Here is a 17714-nt window from a genome sequence, read left to right as displayed (position 1 = left end):
ATGGTATTTAGTAGTTTAGAATTTTTGTTTCGTTTTTTGCCGCTATTTTTGATTGTGTATTATCTTACGCCACAAAAATACCGGAATGTGACCTTATTTGCAGGTAGTATCATTTTTTACACCATCGGAGAAGCCATGTATAGCATCCTGTTACTTGCATCCGTACTGGTAAACTATATTTTGGGAAGATGCATGTACCGGGGAGAGGAAGAAAAAGGAAGAAAACAGACCATTCTTTTAACACTTGCATTGTGTTTTGACTTTGGGATGCTTTTCTTTTTTAAATATAGCGCATTTGTCGCAGAAAATATCAATGTTATCATCGGAAAACTGACCGGAAATGCCGGTGCCCTGCCGGTTGTGGAGCAGGCGCTGCCGCTTGGAATCAGCTTTTATACGTTCCAGATTGCGGCCTATGTGATTGATGTTTACCGTAAGAACATCAAGGCGGAGGATTCGCTGATTTGTCTTGGAACCTATTTAACGATGTTCCCACAGCTGATTGCCGGACCAATTATCAATTACACGGAAGTTTCCCACTGTTTAAAAAAACGTCATGTGACAACCATAGATTTTGAAAATGGGTTAAAGACATTAACCATTGGTTTAGCAGCGAAGGTGATTGTTGCGGATCGTATCGGAACACTCTGGAATAGTATTCAGATGATTGGATTTGAAAGTATTTCCACACCGCTTGCCTGGATGGGAGCATTTGCATATTCCATTCAGCTTTATTTTGATTTCAGCGGGTATTCCATGATGGCAATTGGTCTTGGAAAAATGTTAGGATTTCAGATTCCGGTCAACTTCGACCATCCTTATATTTCAAAATCCATCACGGAATTCTGGCGCAGATGGCATATCACGCTGGGAAGATGGTTCCGTGAGTATGTGTATATCCCGCTTGGCGGTAACCGGAAGGGAAAGCCACGTATGATTTTCAACCTGATTGTCGTGTGGCTGTTAACCGCAATCTGGCATGGCGCAGGATGGAATTTTGTGCTTTGGGGTGTTGTGCTGGTTTCCTTTATGATGTTAGAAAAGCTGTTCCTGCTCCGTTATCTGGAAAAAAGTAAGGTGCTTTCCCACATTTATCTGATACTGTTAGTTCCGGTAACCTGGGTAATTTTTGCAATTACCGATATGGGACAACTTGGTACTTACCTTGGCAGAATGTTCCCATTTTTCACAAAGAGTGGTGTGACCATCAACCGTTTGGATTATCTTAAATATTTTAAGGATTATTGGTATTTGTTTGGAATTGGTATTCTTTTTTCCTCACCGTATCCATCTGTTTTATACCGTGTTTTCCAGAAAAAACGCATGGAGACACTTGCAGTCGCAGTATTGTTCTGGATTAGCATTTACTATCTTGCAATCTCGGCAAATAATCCATTTTTATATTTCAACTTTTAGGCATGGAAGGACGGAAACAGGAAATGAAGGTAATAAAAAAATGTTCCCTTTTCATCATTGTGATAGCAGGATGGGTGATTTTATCCATTTTTGGATTTGCAGGAAGAAATACCATCTATAAAGAATACGTGATTGATGCGAAGAGTACCCCTTATTTTGCAGTGGTATTTCAGGGAGCACACGACCACATTTACCCATGGAATCTTTGGGTGAAAACAGCAAAGGAAAAAGACCTTGCAAAAATGGAAAATGAGAACAGCGTAGAGCCTGCAGCGGAGGAAGAAAAAGAGGAAAAACCTGCCCTGCCACCGATTCGTGAATTCGAACAGGTGGATGACAGTTATTTCGATGATGCTGTGTTTATCGGGGATTCTAGAACCGTGGGATTGCGTGATTATGGAAATATAGACAATGCGACATTTTATGCCACAATCGGAATGAACATCTACGATTTGTGGGATGATGCATTCTGTGAAGTAAATGGACAGAAAGTGACATTGGAAACTGCATTATCGACACAGCATTTTGGAAAAATTTATTTCCAGATTGGAATCAATGAGATGGGGCGCGGAACGATAGATGGCTTTATGGAGTGCTATGAACAGACCGTTCAAAAGTTCCGTGAATTACAGCCGGATGCAATTATTTTTGTGCAGGGAATCATGCGTGTAACCGGAGAAAAGTCGAATTCGGATCCGATTTTTAACAATACCGGAATCAACGAGCGGAATGAAAGAATTGCAGCATTGGCAGATAATCGTACCATTTTCTATATCGATGTCAACGATGTGGTCTGCGATGAAAATGGAGATTTACAGGCAGATTTATCGTTTGATAATCTGCACCTGTACGGCTCAAAATATGGCATCTGGCATGACTTTTTGCTGACGAAGGGAATCAGACAGGAAGGAAGAGATTCATGAAAAAACATACCGGATTACTTACGAGAGGAATCCTTGCAGCAGTGCTTGGAATTGCGGTGGGAGTCCTTCTCGTATCTTATGGAAACAAAGGAAAAGCCGACCAGGTGGACGGGCTGTATGCAATGGGGATGAACCAGTCAGACGAAATTACCACGACGACATTTTGCCTTTCCTTTGATGCAAAGGAAGGAACCTACCAGGTTTTGCTTGGGGGAGATAAAGATGCCATCGCACTTGAGACGGGAAGCTTTTCTTATGCGGATGGAATGGTGACAACGAAAACGGGCGATGGAAAAGAGTCAGACTCTTATGCAAAAGAAGGAGAGTATTTGATTGCAACAGATTTTTTATATGATGGGGAAGTGCCACAGGATGAGAAATTTGATGCAGTCTGCACCTATGAAAGCAGCGATGGAATGGTAAGTACCGTTACCTTTTCGGCTGATGGCACTTACACCGAAGAGTCGGGAAGCGGAGAAGATAAGACACAGGATGCCGGCAGCTATACCAGGGAAGGCGATGTGATAGAGCGCACCTCATCGAGTGTAAATGCAGTAGCCAACTATTATGTATATAAGGGGAAAATCACAAACTCCTTTTATAAGTATATGCATCCGTAGGAACAGGGCGTCAAAAACCACCTCACACATAGCCTCGCCTTTGTGGAATTTGGCAACAACTAATTTGTGGGCTGGCTTTTGACGTCCTGTTCTTTGTAGAAATAAAATGACACATAGTAGTCTGGATTTTTGCAGATTGTTAAAAATGTAACGAATGTTACGGAAAATTGGAAAAAGGTTCCTTATAATGACGGTAGTTTCCAAGAAATTCATAGAAATAAGTTCATGGAAAGGGCGCCATAGAATGAATTTATTTAAAACAGGAAACGATGTTTACTCATAATTTTTTCTCAAGTTGGAAAGAATAGAGTAGAAGTGCTTGAAATGGAACAAAAAGTTCGATATGATGCAAGTGTAAAGGCGGATATGCAGAAACTTAAGATGCGCAGTAGCGGCGCAGGAATGGAGAATGATATGGTAATAAATGAGACAGGAACAGTAGATTTAAGAAAAGTAGCAATTATTGGTTGTGGATTTGTTGGTTCATCTTCTGCTTTTGCCTTGATGCAGAGTGGATTGTTTTCCGAGATGGTATTAATCGATGCAGATGAGGAACGTGCAAAGGGCGAGGCGATGGATATCAGCCACGGTGTTCCTTTTGCAAGACCAATGAAAATCTATGCAGGAACTTACGACGATATTACGGATGCATCCATCATTGTCATCACAGCCGGTGCAGGACAGAAACCGGGGGAGACAAGATTAGACCTTGTATCCAAAAACATTTCGATTTTTAAGTCAATCATTCCAGAGATAGCAAAAAGAAAATGTGCAGGCATTCTGTTAGTTGTCTCTAACCCGGTTGATATTTTAACTTATACAGCTTTAAAACTGTCTGGTTTTCCGGAGAACCGTGTGCTTGGTTCCGGAACCGTATTAGATACCGCAAGATTAAAATATGAACTTGGAGAACACCTTGGGGTAGACAGCCGAAGTGTACATGCTTTTATCGTAGGAGAGCATGGAGACAGCGAACTTGCAGTATTCAGTAGTGCAACAGTATCCGGTGTTCCGATTTCAAAGATGTGTGAATTGCGCGGACACTATAATCATGAGGAGAATACACACAAGATTTCAGAAGCTGTAAAGAACAGTGCATATGAAATCATTGAAAAGAAAAAAGCAACCTACTACGGTGTCGCAATGGCAGTTCGAAGAATCTGCGAGGCGATTGTACGTGATGAGAAATCCATTATGCCGGTATCGAACATGATGCACGGAGAATATGGAATCGATGACGTGATGCTTTCCATGCCGGCTGTCATCGGGGCACGTGGTGTAGAAACCATGGTTCCAATCCAGATGGATGAGGAAGAGACAGAACGTTTACAGAAATCTGCGAAAACACTTCGCAGTGTGATTGACCAGGCATTATAGTTTGTAAAAAAGAAGTTATCACCAGGACATTGTCCTATGTGATAACTTCTTTTTTGCTTTTTTACAATTCCGCAAGGAACACCTCTGCAGGATCGCAGGTTACCGGAACGCCCAGTTTGCAAAGTACCTGATACAGTGCATGTAGGGTTTCCACCATATCCGCTTTGTTTGCGTTCGCACCCATATGTCCGATTCGGATGACTTTTCCAGCCAAGGTATCAAAGGAGCCTGCAATTAAAATGTTGTGATCTTCACGCATCAGGCGCAAAATATCATCAGCCGTTGTCTGTGGTGGGACATCAAAGACGGTTACCGTGTTCGAATATCCATTCTTCAAGTGAAGCTTTAGGCCGCAGGATGTAATTGCTTTTCTTGTGGCGGCACCGATTTTGGCGTGACGTTCTAAATGTGTCACATCGTTTTCAATCAAATCAAAGGCTGCGCGAAGTCCGTAGATATCGCTGATTGGCATGGTGTATGGAAACCATTTTTTCTCATAGTATCCCTCGAATGTCAAAAGGTTGGCATAGAAGGATGCAACTGGAGTTTTCCGAGCTTTCATGGCTTCTTTGGCGTCCTCACTGATGGTGACAAAAGTAAGTCCCGGAGGAGCGGAAACTGCCTTCTGGGAGCCGCCACACAAAAGGTCAATCTGATATGCATCAACGTCAACCGGTTCTCCAAACATGGCGGAGACAGAGTCAACCACCGTTAAAATACCATATTTTTTCAGGAGAGGGCAGATTTTGGAAATGTCGTTTAATACACCACTTGGAGTGTCACAGTGAACGACGGAAGCGTACTTATAATCATGATGCTCTTTCAGATAGGCATCGAGTTTGGAAATATCCAAAGCGCTAAGATCGTCATCACTGTATAGTTCCGGAATTCCACCATACATCTGAACAAAATCGGCGAAACCGCGGCCGTAAATACCGTTATCAAGGACGAGCACACGGTCACCCGGTTCGGTAAGGCTTGCACTGGCTGCCTCCAAACCAAGAATTCCCTCACCTCCAAGAATCAGAGTCTCATTTTTGGTATGAAGGAGAGAACTGATTTTTTCACAGGTTTCTTTATAAAATTCGCAAAATGTTTCATCGATATCAGGGTTCGTGCATACAAGACTGCGCGCTGCAAGCACTTCCTTTGGGACCTGGGTAGGTCCTGGTGTCATTACTTTATACATGGTAAAATGACCTCGCTTTCTATAGCTACATTTTTCTTATGTAAATTATTTGCGTTCCAGGGGCTTATGATTCTGCTAAAATGGTTTTGTTTGCAATGGAGCGTAATTTCTCAACGACGAGCAATACGATGACAGCTGCAACACCAATCTGAACGAGGTTTCCAGGAATGGAAGTAACAGGTGCAAGCCAGTTTCCGTAAATAAAACCTTCTGCAATATAGTAACCGACAACTTTAATGATGCAGGCAACTGCAATTGCGAGTGCGTCCCATCCAAGACCGCGGTGTTTTTCGGTGATGGCGCCAACAGCAAATCCCATCAGAGCTACGATGACAAAGGTAAATGGAGCCCATGCAGTCCAACCGGAGAGAAGATCAAAAAGACCCATACCGACACCGCCGGCGATGGCACCGCTTTTTTTCCCAAAGATGATGGCACAAAGGAAAAGAGGTACATTTCCAAGGTGAATCAGGCCGCCGTTTGCAGCGATAGGGAGACGAATATTGACAAATGCCGTAAAGACATAGGTTAAGGCAATGAAAAGTGCTGTAATTGTTAAAAACTTAACATTTCCAATCGAGGTGGTTGTCTGAGTTGTTGTTTCTGTGGTTGCTTTCATAACGTAAATCCTTCTTTCTTTTTCATTCGTATGTGATACAAATCATCTTTTTATAGATAATATCCGCAACCTGGCTGAAAGGAAAAAGCCAGTTCATGTAAAATTGAGCATACCAGTTTTGGGGTAAAAAAGAATCCATATCTTTTGGCACCTTTTCGTTCTAAGCCAAAATAGCAGTGCATATTTTGATTAGGTGTGTGTAAGATATGGATTTCTATATTCCTATAACTGTAATACAAGTGAATGATAATGCTAGTAATGTTTGGAATTAAACAGTTGTATTGACACCGTTTACGGCAGCATGTTCGTTTTCCTCCATTGGAATGACGAGACATCTCTGACCATTGATAGTTTCAGATTTAATCTGGTTTACTTTTTCCGGCTTCACACGGAGAATGACATCGTAGGTTTTGACATCGTCACCGGACACTTCCTCGGAGCTGTCGACATCTTTGGTTATCGCTTTATAATCCTCTAACTGTTCGGTCAAAACCTGAACCTGTGTCATCAAATCCTGTTTTTCCTTTCGGGAAGCGCCAGCCTCTAAAGCTTTTGCATCGAGAAGGTCATCTGCAACAGGTGGCTGCTCGCGAAATTCTTCCTCATAGGATTTTTCGATGAATTTTGCCTGATCCTCGTCAATATTACTGTTGGATAAAATAGAAGAAACGTCACTTGTAGTTAGAATAAGTGGTTCTTTTTCTTCGTTGTCGTCCATCGCATCGTGTGCCTCTACAATCTCGCTTAAGCCTTCCTGAAGCTGATAGAACACGTTGGCATTTTCTTCCTCGTCGCCACCGACAGCCTGCTCGACAATTGCCTGGAATGTCATTTTTTTCTCAGTGGCAGTGCGTTTTGTACCGCATCCAAGTCCCGCTTCCATGAATTCGGAATGTGGATTCTTGGTATCTTTTGTATAGAAGAGAGTGGAGTGGATATCGGTGCTTCTGTCATTGAATGCAGGGAATAAGAAACCGGTGTCCGGCATTCCGACAACCCAGTCGCGGATACGGGAACCGATGCGGTTTTCATCTTCACGATATCCAAGTCCCGGCTTGCTTAAAGCGACCGGACAGATGGCGCAAAGCAGATACTCATAGACTTCCTCAGATTCATCCAGGTTATTATTGTCAGACGTTCTCGTCATGACATCGTAAGCATCGTGGAAAATCAAAATCAGATAATTTCCAACAAAATCGTAAGAATCGATGACAAGGTCATAGAAAGCATCCATCAATTCTTCATTTTTCAATTTGCTGTCGCGAAGTCCCATCAAAAACTGCTGTCTGCCACCGGCAGCTTCCTCAGCAAGCGGGAACTCCAATTCTAACAGGTTGTTCCCAAGTGTTCCGGAAAGCACTTTTTTTGCAATTTCCAGGTACTTGTTGGATTCCTCCTCCTCTAAATTTAAAAAGGTTTCTCCAATATTTACAATTTTATTATGGTCGGCATCCACATAACAGCCACACATTCTTGTAAACGTACATTCGTCCTTTTTGAAACGTCGTTTCAATTCCAGAACTTCTTTTTTATTCATAATGTAAGATCTCCGTTTCTATGTAATTTTTGCATGCGTAAACACAAAACACATTCATCATGATAGATGCTGCCCAGGCGGGCGATAGACATATCTTATCATAAAATGGAAGAAAAAGCGAGGTTGTGATTTTTTGTGCAGTATGAAAATGTGTATGAATTTCTGAAAAATATATAAATTCGTGGAAAAATGAAAAACTTGTGTTATACTTCGGGTATCACGTTTTTCTATCAATCATTTCTAGAGGAAAAATCATTGTTCTATTTTTAAATCCATGAAAAATATGTAAAAGACAAGCAATTGTGCATGGTTATTTATGTGGGAGACTGGCAAAGCGCCTCCCGGAAAATGCAATTTTAAGTTTGTTAAGGAGAAATGCGTGCTTTGTGCCAATAAAGAGCTGAAGGGTACGCGCGTTAATCCGGCGAATTAGAAAGCCTGCTGTGCCAATTGCAAGAAAAAGGATAAAAGGCATGCGCGCTGCCAAGAGAATTAGAAGAATCTGCTGTGCCAATTGCAAGAAAAAAGATAAAAGGCATGTGCGCTGCCAAGAGAATTAGAAGAATCTGCTGTGCCAATTGCAAGAAAAAGGATAAAAGGCATGCGCGCTGCCAAGAGAATTAGAAGAATCTGCTGTGCCAATTGCAAGAAAAAGGATAAAAGGCATGTGCGCTGCCAAGAGGATTAGAAGAATCTGCTGTGCCAATTGCAAGAAAAAGGATAAAAGGCATGTGCGCAGCCAAGAGGGTTTGGAGAATCCGCTGTGCCAATTGCAAGAAAAAGGATAAAAGGCATGTGCGCAGCCAAGAGGGTTTAGAGAATCCGCTGTGCCTATTAGAAGAAATAAGCCATCAGGCATGCAAAGTGAATAAGAAAAATGCATGCCTACAACCAAGAAAGTGTCTTTAGGCACCGAAAGGATGCCGATGAGCTCCTGAAAAATACATGCTTTTTACCAGAAATAAGCTATGAGGCACGCCCAGACGGGAAAGGAAGAGGTCAGATGCGCGTGCCTAAATGGATAAAAAGTCAATCAGGCATGCAATTTTCAGCAAAAGCAGATAAAAAACAATGTAAGCGGAATAATAGACAAATCTGCCAAAAGTGATGAAGGCATGCAATCAAAAAAGAAATAAGGTTTTACATAAAAAAATCACAAGAAAAGGAGAAGAACACATGAAAGACGTTAGGAAGGAAAAACAAGGGTACACGAAAGACATCGTCACAGAAGAATTAGAACGAAGAGTGGCAGAACTTTTGGAATTAAGAAAACAGGTGCAAAGGAGCCTGAAAAATGCACCGGAGGGAACACTGCGGGCAGCCCATAACCGCAATCAGATACAATATTATGTGAAAACCCCAGAGAACGCCGTGCAATATCCAAGAGGAAAATATGTAAAAAGAGCAGACCAGGAGATTGTAAAAAAAATATCACAACGCGACTATGACAAAAGTGTGCTAGCAGAAGTGGAACGGGAAATTGCTGCAATTCATAAGTTTTTAGAGGACTATCAGCCGAAAAAGGTTGCAGAATGTTATGAAAAAACTACACCATATCGTAGGCGATGGGTTCGCTCATGGACACAGACGGAGGAGGAATATGTAAAAGAATGGATGTCGGTTCCTTTTGTGGGAAAGCATTTCGAGGAGGGTACACAGGAGATTTACACAGAAAAGGGTGAGCGTGTCCGTTCCAAATCAGAGAAAATAATTGCGGATAAGCTGTTTTTGTGCGGAATCCCTTATAAATATGAATGTCCGCTTGCACTGCCTAAGCTGGGAAAAGTCTATCCTGACTTCACCTGCCTGAATGTGCGGACAAGAAAAGAGATAAGATGGGAGCATTTTGGAATGATGGGACAGGCGGAGTATTGCAAAAAGGCGTTGAAGAAAATAGAAGCATATACAGAGGCTGGATATGATATCGGAGAGAAGTTGATTGTAACGTATGAGATGGCAGATTATGTGCTCAATATGGGAGTGGTTGAGAAGCTGATAGAGAAGTATTTGGTGTGAAAAAACAGTGGAAAAAATAAAATGAAAATTTGTATGAAATATAAGGTGACTTGTCAGGAAAAAATGGTAGAATGTTTCTGCCAAACGGGAAAGAACAGTAAAATCAAGAAAAAGTTACATCATATTAACGTGAAATTAAAAAGGAAGAAAGTAATAAGATTCGGTTGTGCAGTCGCTGTTTTAGTAAGCTCGATGTGTGTGGCAAATCCATGTGAGGTAAAATGCTACTCTTCTGGTTATGATGGAGATTTCATTCCTGGAAGCGCTGATGATACAATTTATGGAACGGTTGCAGTTGGAATCTCACCATCCGAGATAGATGCATCTTTATACCAAATGACAACCATGCAGGGATTTACAACGGAAGCGATTGAGTATGCATTGAATCATGGATATATGCTTGGCTACGTTGATTTGTTAAAACAGGGTGGCTATATTCCACAAGATTTTTTGCCTGCAGGCAGCGCTCCTGCACCAAGTAATACGCCTTCCACAAATGATGCATCGGCTTCTTCTGGTAACGAATCTGCCGGACAGAAAAACACAGCCGACTCAAATTCAAAAACTGACACAAAACAAAAATCAGAACCGACAAAAGATGAATCTGTGACAGGAACTTATGTGGTTGTGAATACGGATACATCCGTGTATGACTCTTATTCAGCTTCAAAGGAAAATGAAACTTATGACATTGGAACAGAGGTTGAAGTAACCGGGCTTTATTCCAACGGAATGTATGAAATTACATATCATGATGGAAAAGGATATATTCGTCAGAAGAATTTGGTGACGAAGGAAGATTATGAAGCAGGTTGGGAAGAAACAGACTCCGTTGCAGCAACTTGTACAGAAGCAGGAAAAACCGTCTACACAAATAAATTAAGCGGAGCTACAAAGGAGGAAGAAATTCCTGCATTAGGTCATGACTACGTTTCGTCAGCAACGGTTGCAGCAACTTGTACAAAGGGTGGAAAAAATGTTTTCGAATGTTCTCGTTGTGGAGATACCAATGAAGAAGTAATAACGGCAACAGGGCATACGGAAGGAAAATGGGAAGTAACAAAAGAGCCAAAGGCATTTTCCAAAGGTGAAAAGGTAAAAAAATGCACTGTATGTAAAGAAGTATTAAAGACGAAAGAAATAAAGCAGACTTGTCCGCTGTCATTGTGGAGTGTAATTATAATTGCAATAGGGTGTGTAGGAATTGTGGCTGCGGTTATAACGGTCGTTTTAAAGAAAAAAATGAGTCGAAAAACAGTTGTTATGGAAAAGAATGAAGAAATAGAAGGCTAAGAAAGAAATGGTATCCAAGCGATGCACAATTTGAAAACCCCGGAGTGGCAGCTCCGGGGTTTTCTGTCTAATCCAACAAATACAGTAAAAAAAAATCCCAGCACATTCAACACCTGTTAAATCTACCGGGAAATAAAAAGAGCGCGAGACGGGACTCGAACCCGCGACCCCGACCTTGGCAAGGTCGTGCTCCACCAACTGAGCCACTCGCGCATATGTTGTCTGAAATCAGACTTATCAAATATAGAATTGTGAGAGCGCGAGACGGGACTCGAACCCGCGACCCCGACCTTGGCAAGGTCGTGCTCCACCAACTGAGCCACTCGCGCATATTGTTGTCTGTTGTGTCAGACACATTTGATATAATACTATGTCCAAAACAATTTGTCAACAACTTTTTTAAAATATAAAGAACTTTTTTGAATGAGGCAAGAATTTGCTTCTGCTTAAAACGGAAAAGTAGATTTTAAGATTACTTTTTTGAATAAAAGAAAAAAAGTTTCATAGATTATAATAAGTAAGAAACGGAGGTCTGGAATTGAGCGCAAAGACGAAAATTGTAGTTCTTCATATGAAAGAACTGATTTATACAGCAATATTTGTGGGACTTGGCATTTTGCTTATCATTTTACTGCTTTATATGTTCCTTCCAAAAGAAGAAGAATCATCGGTGGAAACGGCAAAATATGTGCCGGGAGTGTATACTTCTACGATTACGTTTCAGGATCAGACCATGGATGTGCAGGTAGTAGTGGAAGAAAATCAGATTCATTCCATTTCCCTCGTAAATTTGAGTGAGACTGTAACAACGATGTATCCTTTGATGGAGACGACAATGGAACAGGTAAGAGATCAGATTTTAGCAAACCAGTCACTCGAAAACATTACATATACAACAGAAAATCAATATACAACTACGGTTTTAGTTAATGCAGTGAAAGAGGCTCTTGATAAGGCAGTTGTCGAGGAAGGTGGCATTCAGACGCTGAAGGAGGAGCAGACAACCGAAAGCAGTCCGACAACAGGAGAGGTACAATCGACCGAGAGTAGTCCTACAACAGGAGAGGTACAATCGACCGAGAGCAGTCCTACAACAGGAGAGGTACAATCGACCGAGAGCAATCCAACCACATAAAAAAATGACATGCAAATACGGAATAATCCGGTCTGCATGTCATTTTTATTATTGCCCTCTTATCATGTAAAAGGCTCCGCGAGGATGCAATCTTTGTTCGCTCACAAAATCTGAGACATAAGAAAAGCACTTAGTTTTCAGATGATAACGTACTTAAATAATTGTTGAGGGAATCTAAATTCGCATAGGTAGTGACGGTTGGTTTGTTTTTTTCATAAATTCCGTATGCGGAATAACCGGCCCATCCTAAAATTGCAACGAGAACAAGACAGCTACACAGTACGGCAAGACGGTGCTGAAATTTCTCCTTTGCCATGATTTTTTTACGATTTGCTTTTTCTTTTTTATAACGGTCTACTTTTTCCTGGCTCATGACATTCTCCTTATAGTTCGTTTATCGGTATCATAACCGTAATTTGTGAAAATAACGTGAAAACATATAAAAATAATATACTACTTTCAAGGTGAAAAAGCAAGCAGTTTGCACTTGCTTATCTTCGCTAAATTGGGTACAATAGGTCACTAGAGAATGTGAAAAGAAAAATCCCTGTTATGGGGCAAATCATCCCATGGATTTGAGTGTCAAAAGGCAGCTTACAAGTAGTACATATGGGCATACTAAGATTTTCTAATGTTCTTCCAAAGTCACAAAACAAGTCTTGCCTTTGTGCAATTTTTCAGCAACGAATTTGTGAACTACCTTTTGGCACTTAAATCCATAGGAATAAAGGAAAGGTGAGGATAAAAAACATGAGTTTAGCAGATAAAATTTTTGTGGACATGTGCCACGACATCTTAGAAAACGGATGCAGTACCGAAGGAGAGAAGGTACGCCCACATTGGGAGGATGGTACAAGCGCGTACACCATCAAGAAATTTGGTGTGGTAAACCGCTATGATTTGTCAAAAGAATTTCCGGCAATCACATTGCGAAAGACCGCAATCAAGACCTGTACCGAGGAAATGTTATGGATCTGGCAGAGAAAATCCAACAACATCCATGATTTAAAGAGTACTGTCTGGGATGAATGGGCAGACGAAGATGGTTCTATCGGAAAAGCGTATGGTTATCAGCTTGGAGTGAAACACCAGTATAAGGAAGGCATGATGGATCAGGTGGATCGTGTCATTTATGATTTGAAGCATAATCCATTCAGCCGCCGTATTATGACAAATATTTATGTCCATCAGGATCTTCATGAAATGAATTTATACCCATGTGCTTACAGCATGACATTTAATGTGACCCAGAAAAAAGGCGACGACAAACTGACGTTGAATGCAATCTTAAATCAGCGTTCCCAGGACGTGTTAGCTGCAAATAACTGGAATGTGTGTCAGTATGCCGTGTTACTTCATATGTTAGCACAGGTATGTGACATGAAAGTCGGCGAACTGGTTCATGTGATTGCGGACGCGCATATTTACGACCGTCATGTTCCAATCATTAAGGAGCTGATTGAAAGAGAGCAGCACCCGGCACCAAAATTCTGGTTAAATCCGGAAATCAAGGATTTTTACCAGTTTACAACGGACGACATTAAGATAGAAGATTACGTGACAGGACCACAGGTAAAAAATATTCCAATTGCAGTCTAATTACAAATATAGTTAGGTGGCTATAGCTGTAAAGAAAGATGGGAGAAGCCGGCATATCGGCGGATAGGAGATAGAAAAATGAATTTAATTGTTGCAGTAGATAAAAATTGGGCAATCGGCCTGAAAAACAAATTGTTGGTCAGCATTCCGGCAGATATGAAATTTTTCCGTGAGACAACGACAGGAAAAGTTGTGGTAATGGGAAGAAAAACATTGGAGAGCTTTCCAAATGGATTGCCGTTAAAAAACCGCACCAACATCGTGTTAACCCATGATAAAAATTATGCGGTAAACGGAGCCATTATGGTTCATTCTTTGGACGAACTTCACGAGGAGCTAAAAAAATACAACAGCGAGGATATCTATGTCATCGGCGGAGAGGGCGTTTACCGCCAGCTTTTAGATGAGTGCGATGTGGCTCACGTTACCAGAATTGATTACGAATTTGAAGCAGATGCATACTTCCCGAATCTGGATGAAAAACCAGAATGGAAAGTGACAGGAGAGAGCGACGAACAGACCTATTTTAGCCTGGAATACTATTTTTATCGCTATGAAAAAGTAAAATAACCGTTACAAAAAAAGTGAAATGGCGGCTGACAAGAGAGTACACAAAAAAGGAGCAAAAGTAGGAAATGGAAAATTTTATTTTCAGCGTGAATGTGACAATCCCGATTTTTCTTGTGATGGTAATCGGGTGGGGTTTAAAGCAGATTGGAATGTTAAACGATGACTTTGTGACGGTGGCGAACCGTTTTAACTTCAAGGTCACGCTTCCGTTCATGCTGTTTCGGGATATTTCAAGTGTTGATATCCGGGAAGTGTTTGACCTAAAATATGTTCTTTTTTGTGCACTCGCGAGTACGGCGTGTTTCTGGCTGATTTGGGGCGGTACCAAATTATTTTTAAAAGAAAAATCAATGCGCGGTGCATTCGTGCAGGCATCCTTCCGAAGCAGTGCAGCGGTAATGGGACTTGCTTTTATTCAAAATATTTATGGAAGTTCTGCGATGGGACCGCTTATGATTGTAAGTGCAGTGCCGCTTTACAATATCTACTCCGTGATTGTGCTTACGTTTGAAGCGGATGCCGAGAAAAATGAACGCAATACAGATAAAATCAAGCAGGCCTGCATCAATATTTTAAAGAATCCAATTATCATTGGAATTTTTCTTGGACTTGTTATGGCGTTGCTGTCGTTTGAACTGCCGACCATTCTTACGAAGACAATCAATTCCGTGGCACAGATGGCAACACCGCTTGCGCTTGTCGTGATTGGTGCAGGATTCGAGGGAAGAAAGGCTCTTGCAAAATTAAAGCCGACCATCGCAGCATCCTTGATAAAACTTGTGATTCAGCCACTTCTTCTTTTGCCGGTGGCAGCAATGTTAGGTTTTACCGGAGAAAAAATGATTGCAATTTTAATCATGCTTGCCTCACCGACGACACCGAGCTGCTTTATCATGGCAAAAAGTATGAAAAATGATGGAACACTGACCGCCAGCATCATCGTTATGACAACGCTTTTAGCGGCATTCACGCTGACCGGCTGGATTTATATTCTAAAGACAACAGGACTGATTTAAACGGTCCTGTTTTTCTTTAGGAATTTAGCGTAAAAAAGTCTTGCATGAGGTAGGAAAATAGGCTATTATTTTTCATAAACGGACGGAAAAACAGATTAAAAGGAGGACAATATGGATATCACAGGTAGAAAATTATTTGTAAAAGCTTTACAGGAAGAGCATGTAGATGTCGTCTTTGGTTATCCGGGCGGAACGGTCACAGATCTTTTTGATGAATTGTATAAGCAGGATGGTATTGATGTTGTCCTACCTAGACATGAGCAGGGACTGATTCATGAGGCAGAGGGTTATGCAAAATCAACTGGAAAAGTCGGAGTTTGTCTTGTGACAAGCGGACCGGGTGCAACGAATATTATTACCGGTCTTGCCGATGCACATTATGACAATATTCCGCTCGTATGTTTTACCGGTCAGGTATCCAGGAATCTCATCGGAAACGATGCGTTCCAGGAGGTTGATATCGTTGGTATGACCAGAAGCGTTACAAAGTATGGGGTTACCGTGCAGAATCGGGAAGACCTTGGAAAAATCATTAAAATGGCATTTCACATTGCAAGTACAGGAAAGCCGGGACCGGTTCTGGTGGACTTACCAAAGGATATCCAAGTTGAGGCTGGACCAGCCGAGTACCCGCAGCATGTTCAGATTCGTGGTTATAAGCCAAATGAGACGGTACATATTGGCCAGCTGAAAAAGGCATACAAATTGTTAAAGTCAGCGAAAAAACCGTTGATTTTAGCAGGCGGAGGTGTCAATATTGCAAAAGCAAATGACCTGATGAGACAGTTTGTGGAGAAGATGCAGGTCCCGATTGTGACAACCATTATGGGAAAAGGCGCGATTCCGACGACACATCCTTTGTATATTGGAAACTGTGGTATGCATGGAAAATATGCGTCTAACAAGGCAGTCAGCGAGTGCGATGTGTTATTTTCTATCGGCACGCGTTTCAATGACCGTATCACGGGGGATTTGAATGAGTTTGCGCCAAAGGCAAAAATCGTACATATTGATGTGGATACTGCGTCCATTTCCAGAAATGTAGTGGTAGATGTTCCAGTAGTATCGGATGCAAAGCTTGCCTTAGAGCATTTGCTAGAATGGGCGGAACAAAAAGATACCGATGCATGGAGAAAACAGATTAAAGAGTGGGATGAAATCAATCCGCTTGAAATGAGACGCGATAAAGGAATGACGCCTCAGATGATTATGGAGCAGATTAATGAAAGCTTCGATGAGGCAATTTTTGTAACGGATGTTGGGCAGAACCAGATGTGGGCAACCCAGTATCTTGATATCGATGAAAAGCGCCAGATGATTACCTCTGGTGGTCTTGGAACGATGGGATTCGGTTTTCCAGCGGCCATCGGGGCAAAAATTGGCAACCGCAACACACCGGTTGTCTGCATTACAGGGGATGGCGGATTCCAGATGAATATCCAGGAGATGGCGACGGCAGCCGTACAGGAGACGCCGGTTATCATCTGTCTTTTGAATAATTATTACCTTGGAATGGTACGTCAGATGCAGCAGCTTTTCTATGGAAAACGTTATGAGGCGACCTGCCTGCGGAGACGAAGAAGCTGTCCTGCAAACTGTAAAGGACCAAATCCAGGCTGTCCTCCGTATGAACCGGACTTTATGCAGATTGCAAAAAGTTATGGTGCACATGGCATTCTTGTAGAAAAGGAAGCGGATATTAAGGCAGCGCTTGAGGAAGCCCAAACTTATCAGGATGCACCGACGATTATTGAGTTTCGGATTTCGACGGATGAGATTGTGCTTCCGATGGTAAAAGGCGGAAATCCGCTGAGTGAGATGATTTTAAAATAAAAGGAGGAGAGATCATGAAGAATAGATGGATTGCATTGTATGTAGAAAATCAGGTTGGTGTCCTGGCAAAGGTTTCAGATCTTTTTTCCGGAAAAAGTTATAATTTACAGAGTCTTACCGTTGGTACGACAGAAGATGAGACTATGTCGCGAATGACCATCTGCGTAAAAAGTGATGATATCACGTTTGAGCAGATTAAAAAACAGTTGAACCGTATGGTAGAGGTTATTAAGGTAATCGATTTGACGGATGTTCCGATTCACATGAAGGAGATTTTGTTTGTGAAAATTTTGTCAATCAATGCGTCTGAAAAAGAGGAGGCGTTCCGGATTGCACAGGTGTTCAACACCCAGATTTCGAATGTGACAGTTGCGGATATTGGAAATGACAGCGTCTTGTTAGAATGTATGATGACAGAGCGCAGAAATAATGAGTTGATAGCGCTGTTGAAGTCGACCTTTAAACACATCGAAGTGGTAAGAGGAGGCGCCGTTGCGATAGAATCTATCAGCACCTCCTGCAGATAATGATTGTGCTATCTGTACATAATCATCCTGCTATTTATAGAGAA

16 protein-coding genes and 2 tRNA genes are annotated in these 17714 nt (G+C 41.7%); 12 read left to right on the top strand and 6 right to left on the bottom strand.

Translation table 11 applies throughout. The annotated features are described in order from the left end of the window. The 4 genes from BIV16_RS08985 to BIV16_RS08970 all read left to right on the top strand — a co-directional run bounded on the left by BIV16_RS08985 (position 1) and on the right by BIV16_RS08970 (position 4336). Complete coding sequence (locus BIV16_RS08985) at positions 1 to 1416, top strand: MBOAT family O-acyltransferase (protein ID WP_075681865.1); 1416 nt, start codon at positions 1 to 3, stop codon at positions 1414 to 1416. A gap of 23 nt (positions 1417 to 1439) precedes the next feature. Beyond that, the gene (locus BIV16_RS08980) at positions 1440 to 2339 is read left to right on the top strand and encodes a GDSL-type esterase/lipase family protein (protein ID WP_075681863.1); all 900 of its coding nucleotides are present in this window, start codon (positions 1440 to 1442) and stop codon (positions 2337 to 2339) included. Next, positions 2336 to 2959 (top strand): hypothetical protein, encoded by a 624-nt coding sequence (locus BIV16_RS08975; RefSeq protein ID WP_075681861.1) that lies wholly within the window; start codon positions 2336 to 2338, stop codon positions 2957 to 2959. The genes BIV16_RS08980 and BIV16_RS08975 overlap by 4 nt, the downstream gene beginning before the upstream one ends. 414 nt (positions 2960 to 3373) lie before the next feature. Beyond that, positions 3374 to 4336 carry an L-lactate dehydrogenase gene (locus BIV16_RS08970; RefSeq protein ID WP_075681883.1) on the top strand — a complete coding sequence of 321 codons (963 nt, stop codon included), beginning with the start codon at positions 3374 to 3376 and terminating at the stop codon, positions 4334 to 4336. A 61-nt stretch (positions 4337 to 4397) separates the two neighbouring features. Here the strand turns inward: BIV16_RS08970 and BIV16_RS08965 are convergent, their stop codons facing one another. The 3 genes from BIV16_RS08965 to BIV16_RS08955 form a co-directional block, all read right to left on the bottom strand. Next, on the bottom strand, positions 4398 to 5525 hold the full coding sequence (locus BIV16_RS08965; RefSeq protein ID WP_075681859.1) for a pyridoxal-phosphate-dependent aminotransferase family protein: 1128 nt from the start codon (positions 5523 to 5525) through the stop codon (positions 4398 to 4400). A gap of 64 nt (positions 5526 to 5589) precedes the next feature. After that, positions 5590 to 6144, bottom strand: a complete 555-nt coding sequence (locus tag BIV16_RS08960; protein ID WP_075681857.1) for an ECF transporter S component — start codon at positions 6142 to 6144, stop codon at positions 5590 to 5592. A 268-nt stretch (positions 6145 to 6412) separates the two neighbouring features. Continuing rightward, the gene (locus BIV16_RS08955) at positions 6413 to 7681 is read right to left on the bottom strand and encodes a DUF4317 domain-containing protein (protein WP_075681855.1); all 1269 of its coding nucleotides are present in this window, start codon (positions 7679 to 7681) and stop codon (positions 6413 to 6415) included. Positions 7682 to 8857: 1176 nt separating this feature from the next. Here BIV16_RS08955 and BIV16_RS08950 point away from each other — a divergent pair. Then, a complete protein-coding gene (locus BIV16_RS08950) occupies positions 8858 to 9697 on the top strand; it encodes a hypothetical protein (RefSeq protein ID WP_075681881.1) in 840 nt (279 codons plus the stop codon). Positions 9698 to 9718: 21 nt separating this feature from the next. Continuing rightward, complete coding sequence (locus BIV16_RS08945; protein WP_075681851.1) at positions 9719 to 10990, top strand: hypothetical protein; 1272 nt, start codon at positions 9719 to 9721, stop codon at positions 10988 to 10990. Between the two features lie 140 nt (positions 10991 to 11130). On the opposite strand, the gene BIV16_RS08940 is transcribed toward BIV16_RS08945, so the two are convergent. Both BIV16_RS08940 and BIV16_RS08935 read right to left on the bottom strand, forming a co-directional pair. Continuing rightward, positions 11131 to 11203, bottom strand: a tRNA-Gly gene (locus BIV16_RS08940). A gap of 43 nt (positions 11204 to 11246) precedes the next feature. Next, positions 11247 to 11319: transfer RNA gene (locus tag BIV16_RS08935), tRNA-Gly, on the bottom strand. A gap of 209 nt (positions 11320 to 11528) precedes the next feature. Here BIV16_RS08935 and BIV16_RS08930 point away from each other — a divergent pair. Beyond that, the gene (locus tag BIV16_RS08930; protein ID WP_075681849.1) at positions 11529 to 12125 is read left to right on the top strand and encodes a hypothetical protein; all 597 of its coding nucleotides are present in this window, start codon (positions 11529 to 11531) and stop codon (positions 12123 to 12125) included. 130 nt (positions 12126 to 12255) lie between these two features. Here the strand turns inward: BIV16_RS08930 and BIV16_RS08925 are convergent, their stop codons facing one another. Further along, entirely contained in the window at positions 12256 to 12498 is a 243-nt protein-coding gene (locus tag BIV16_RS08925) for a hypothetical protein (RefSeq protein WP_075681847.1), read from the bottom strand. 377 nt (positions 12499 to 12875) lie between these two features. Between BIV16_RS08925 and thyA the strand changes: the two genes are divergently transcribed. The 5 genes from thyA to ilvN all read left to right on the top strand — a co-directional run bounded on the left by thyA (position 12876) and on the right by ilvN (position 17670). After that, complete coding sequence (gene thyA / locus BIV16_RS08920) at positions 12876 to 13724, top strand: thymidylate synthase (RefSeq protein WP_075681845.1); 849 nt, start codon at positions 12876 to 12878, stop codon at positions 13722 to 13724. A gap of 78 nt (positions 13725 to 13802) precedes the next feature. Beyond that, entirely contained in the window at positions 13803 to 14294 is a 492-nt protein-coding gene (locus BIV16_RS08915; RefSeq protein WP_075681843.1) for a dihydrofolate reductase, read from the top strand. Positions 14295 to 14359: 65 nt separating this feature from the next. After that, positions 14360 to 15310, top strand: coding sequence for an AEC family transporter (locus BIV16_RS08910; protein ID WP_075681841.1), 951 nt, complete (start codon positions 14360 to 14362; stop codon positions 15308 to 15310). Between the two features lie 111 nt (positions 15311 to 15421). Next, positions 15422 to 17143 carry a biosynthetic-type acetolactate synthase large subunit gene (gene ilvB / locus BIV16_RS08905; protein WP_075681839.1) on the top strand — a complete coding sequence of 574 codons (1722 nt, stop codon included), beginning with the start codon at positions 15422 to 15424 and terminating at the stop codon, positions 17141 to 17143. Positions 17144 to 17157: 14 nt separating this feature from the next. Further along, positions 17158 to 17670, top strand: coding sequence for an acetolactate synthase small subunit (ilvN, locus tag BIV16_RS08900; RefSeq protein ID WP_075681837.1), 513 nt, complete (start codon positions 17158 to 17160; stop codon positions 17668 to 17670). Positions 17671 to 17714 lie beyond the last annotated feature (44 nt).

Source organism: Roseburia sp. 831b, assembly GCF_001940165.2.
Classification (GTDB): Bacteria; Bacillota; Clostridia; order Lachnospirales; family Lachnospiraceae; genus Roseburia.
This window is presented reverse-complemented; position numbering and strand designations above follow the sequence as displayed.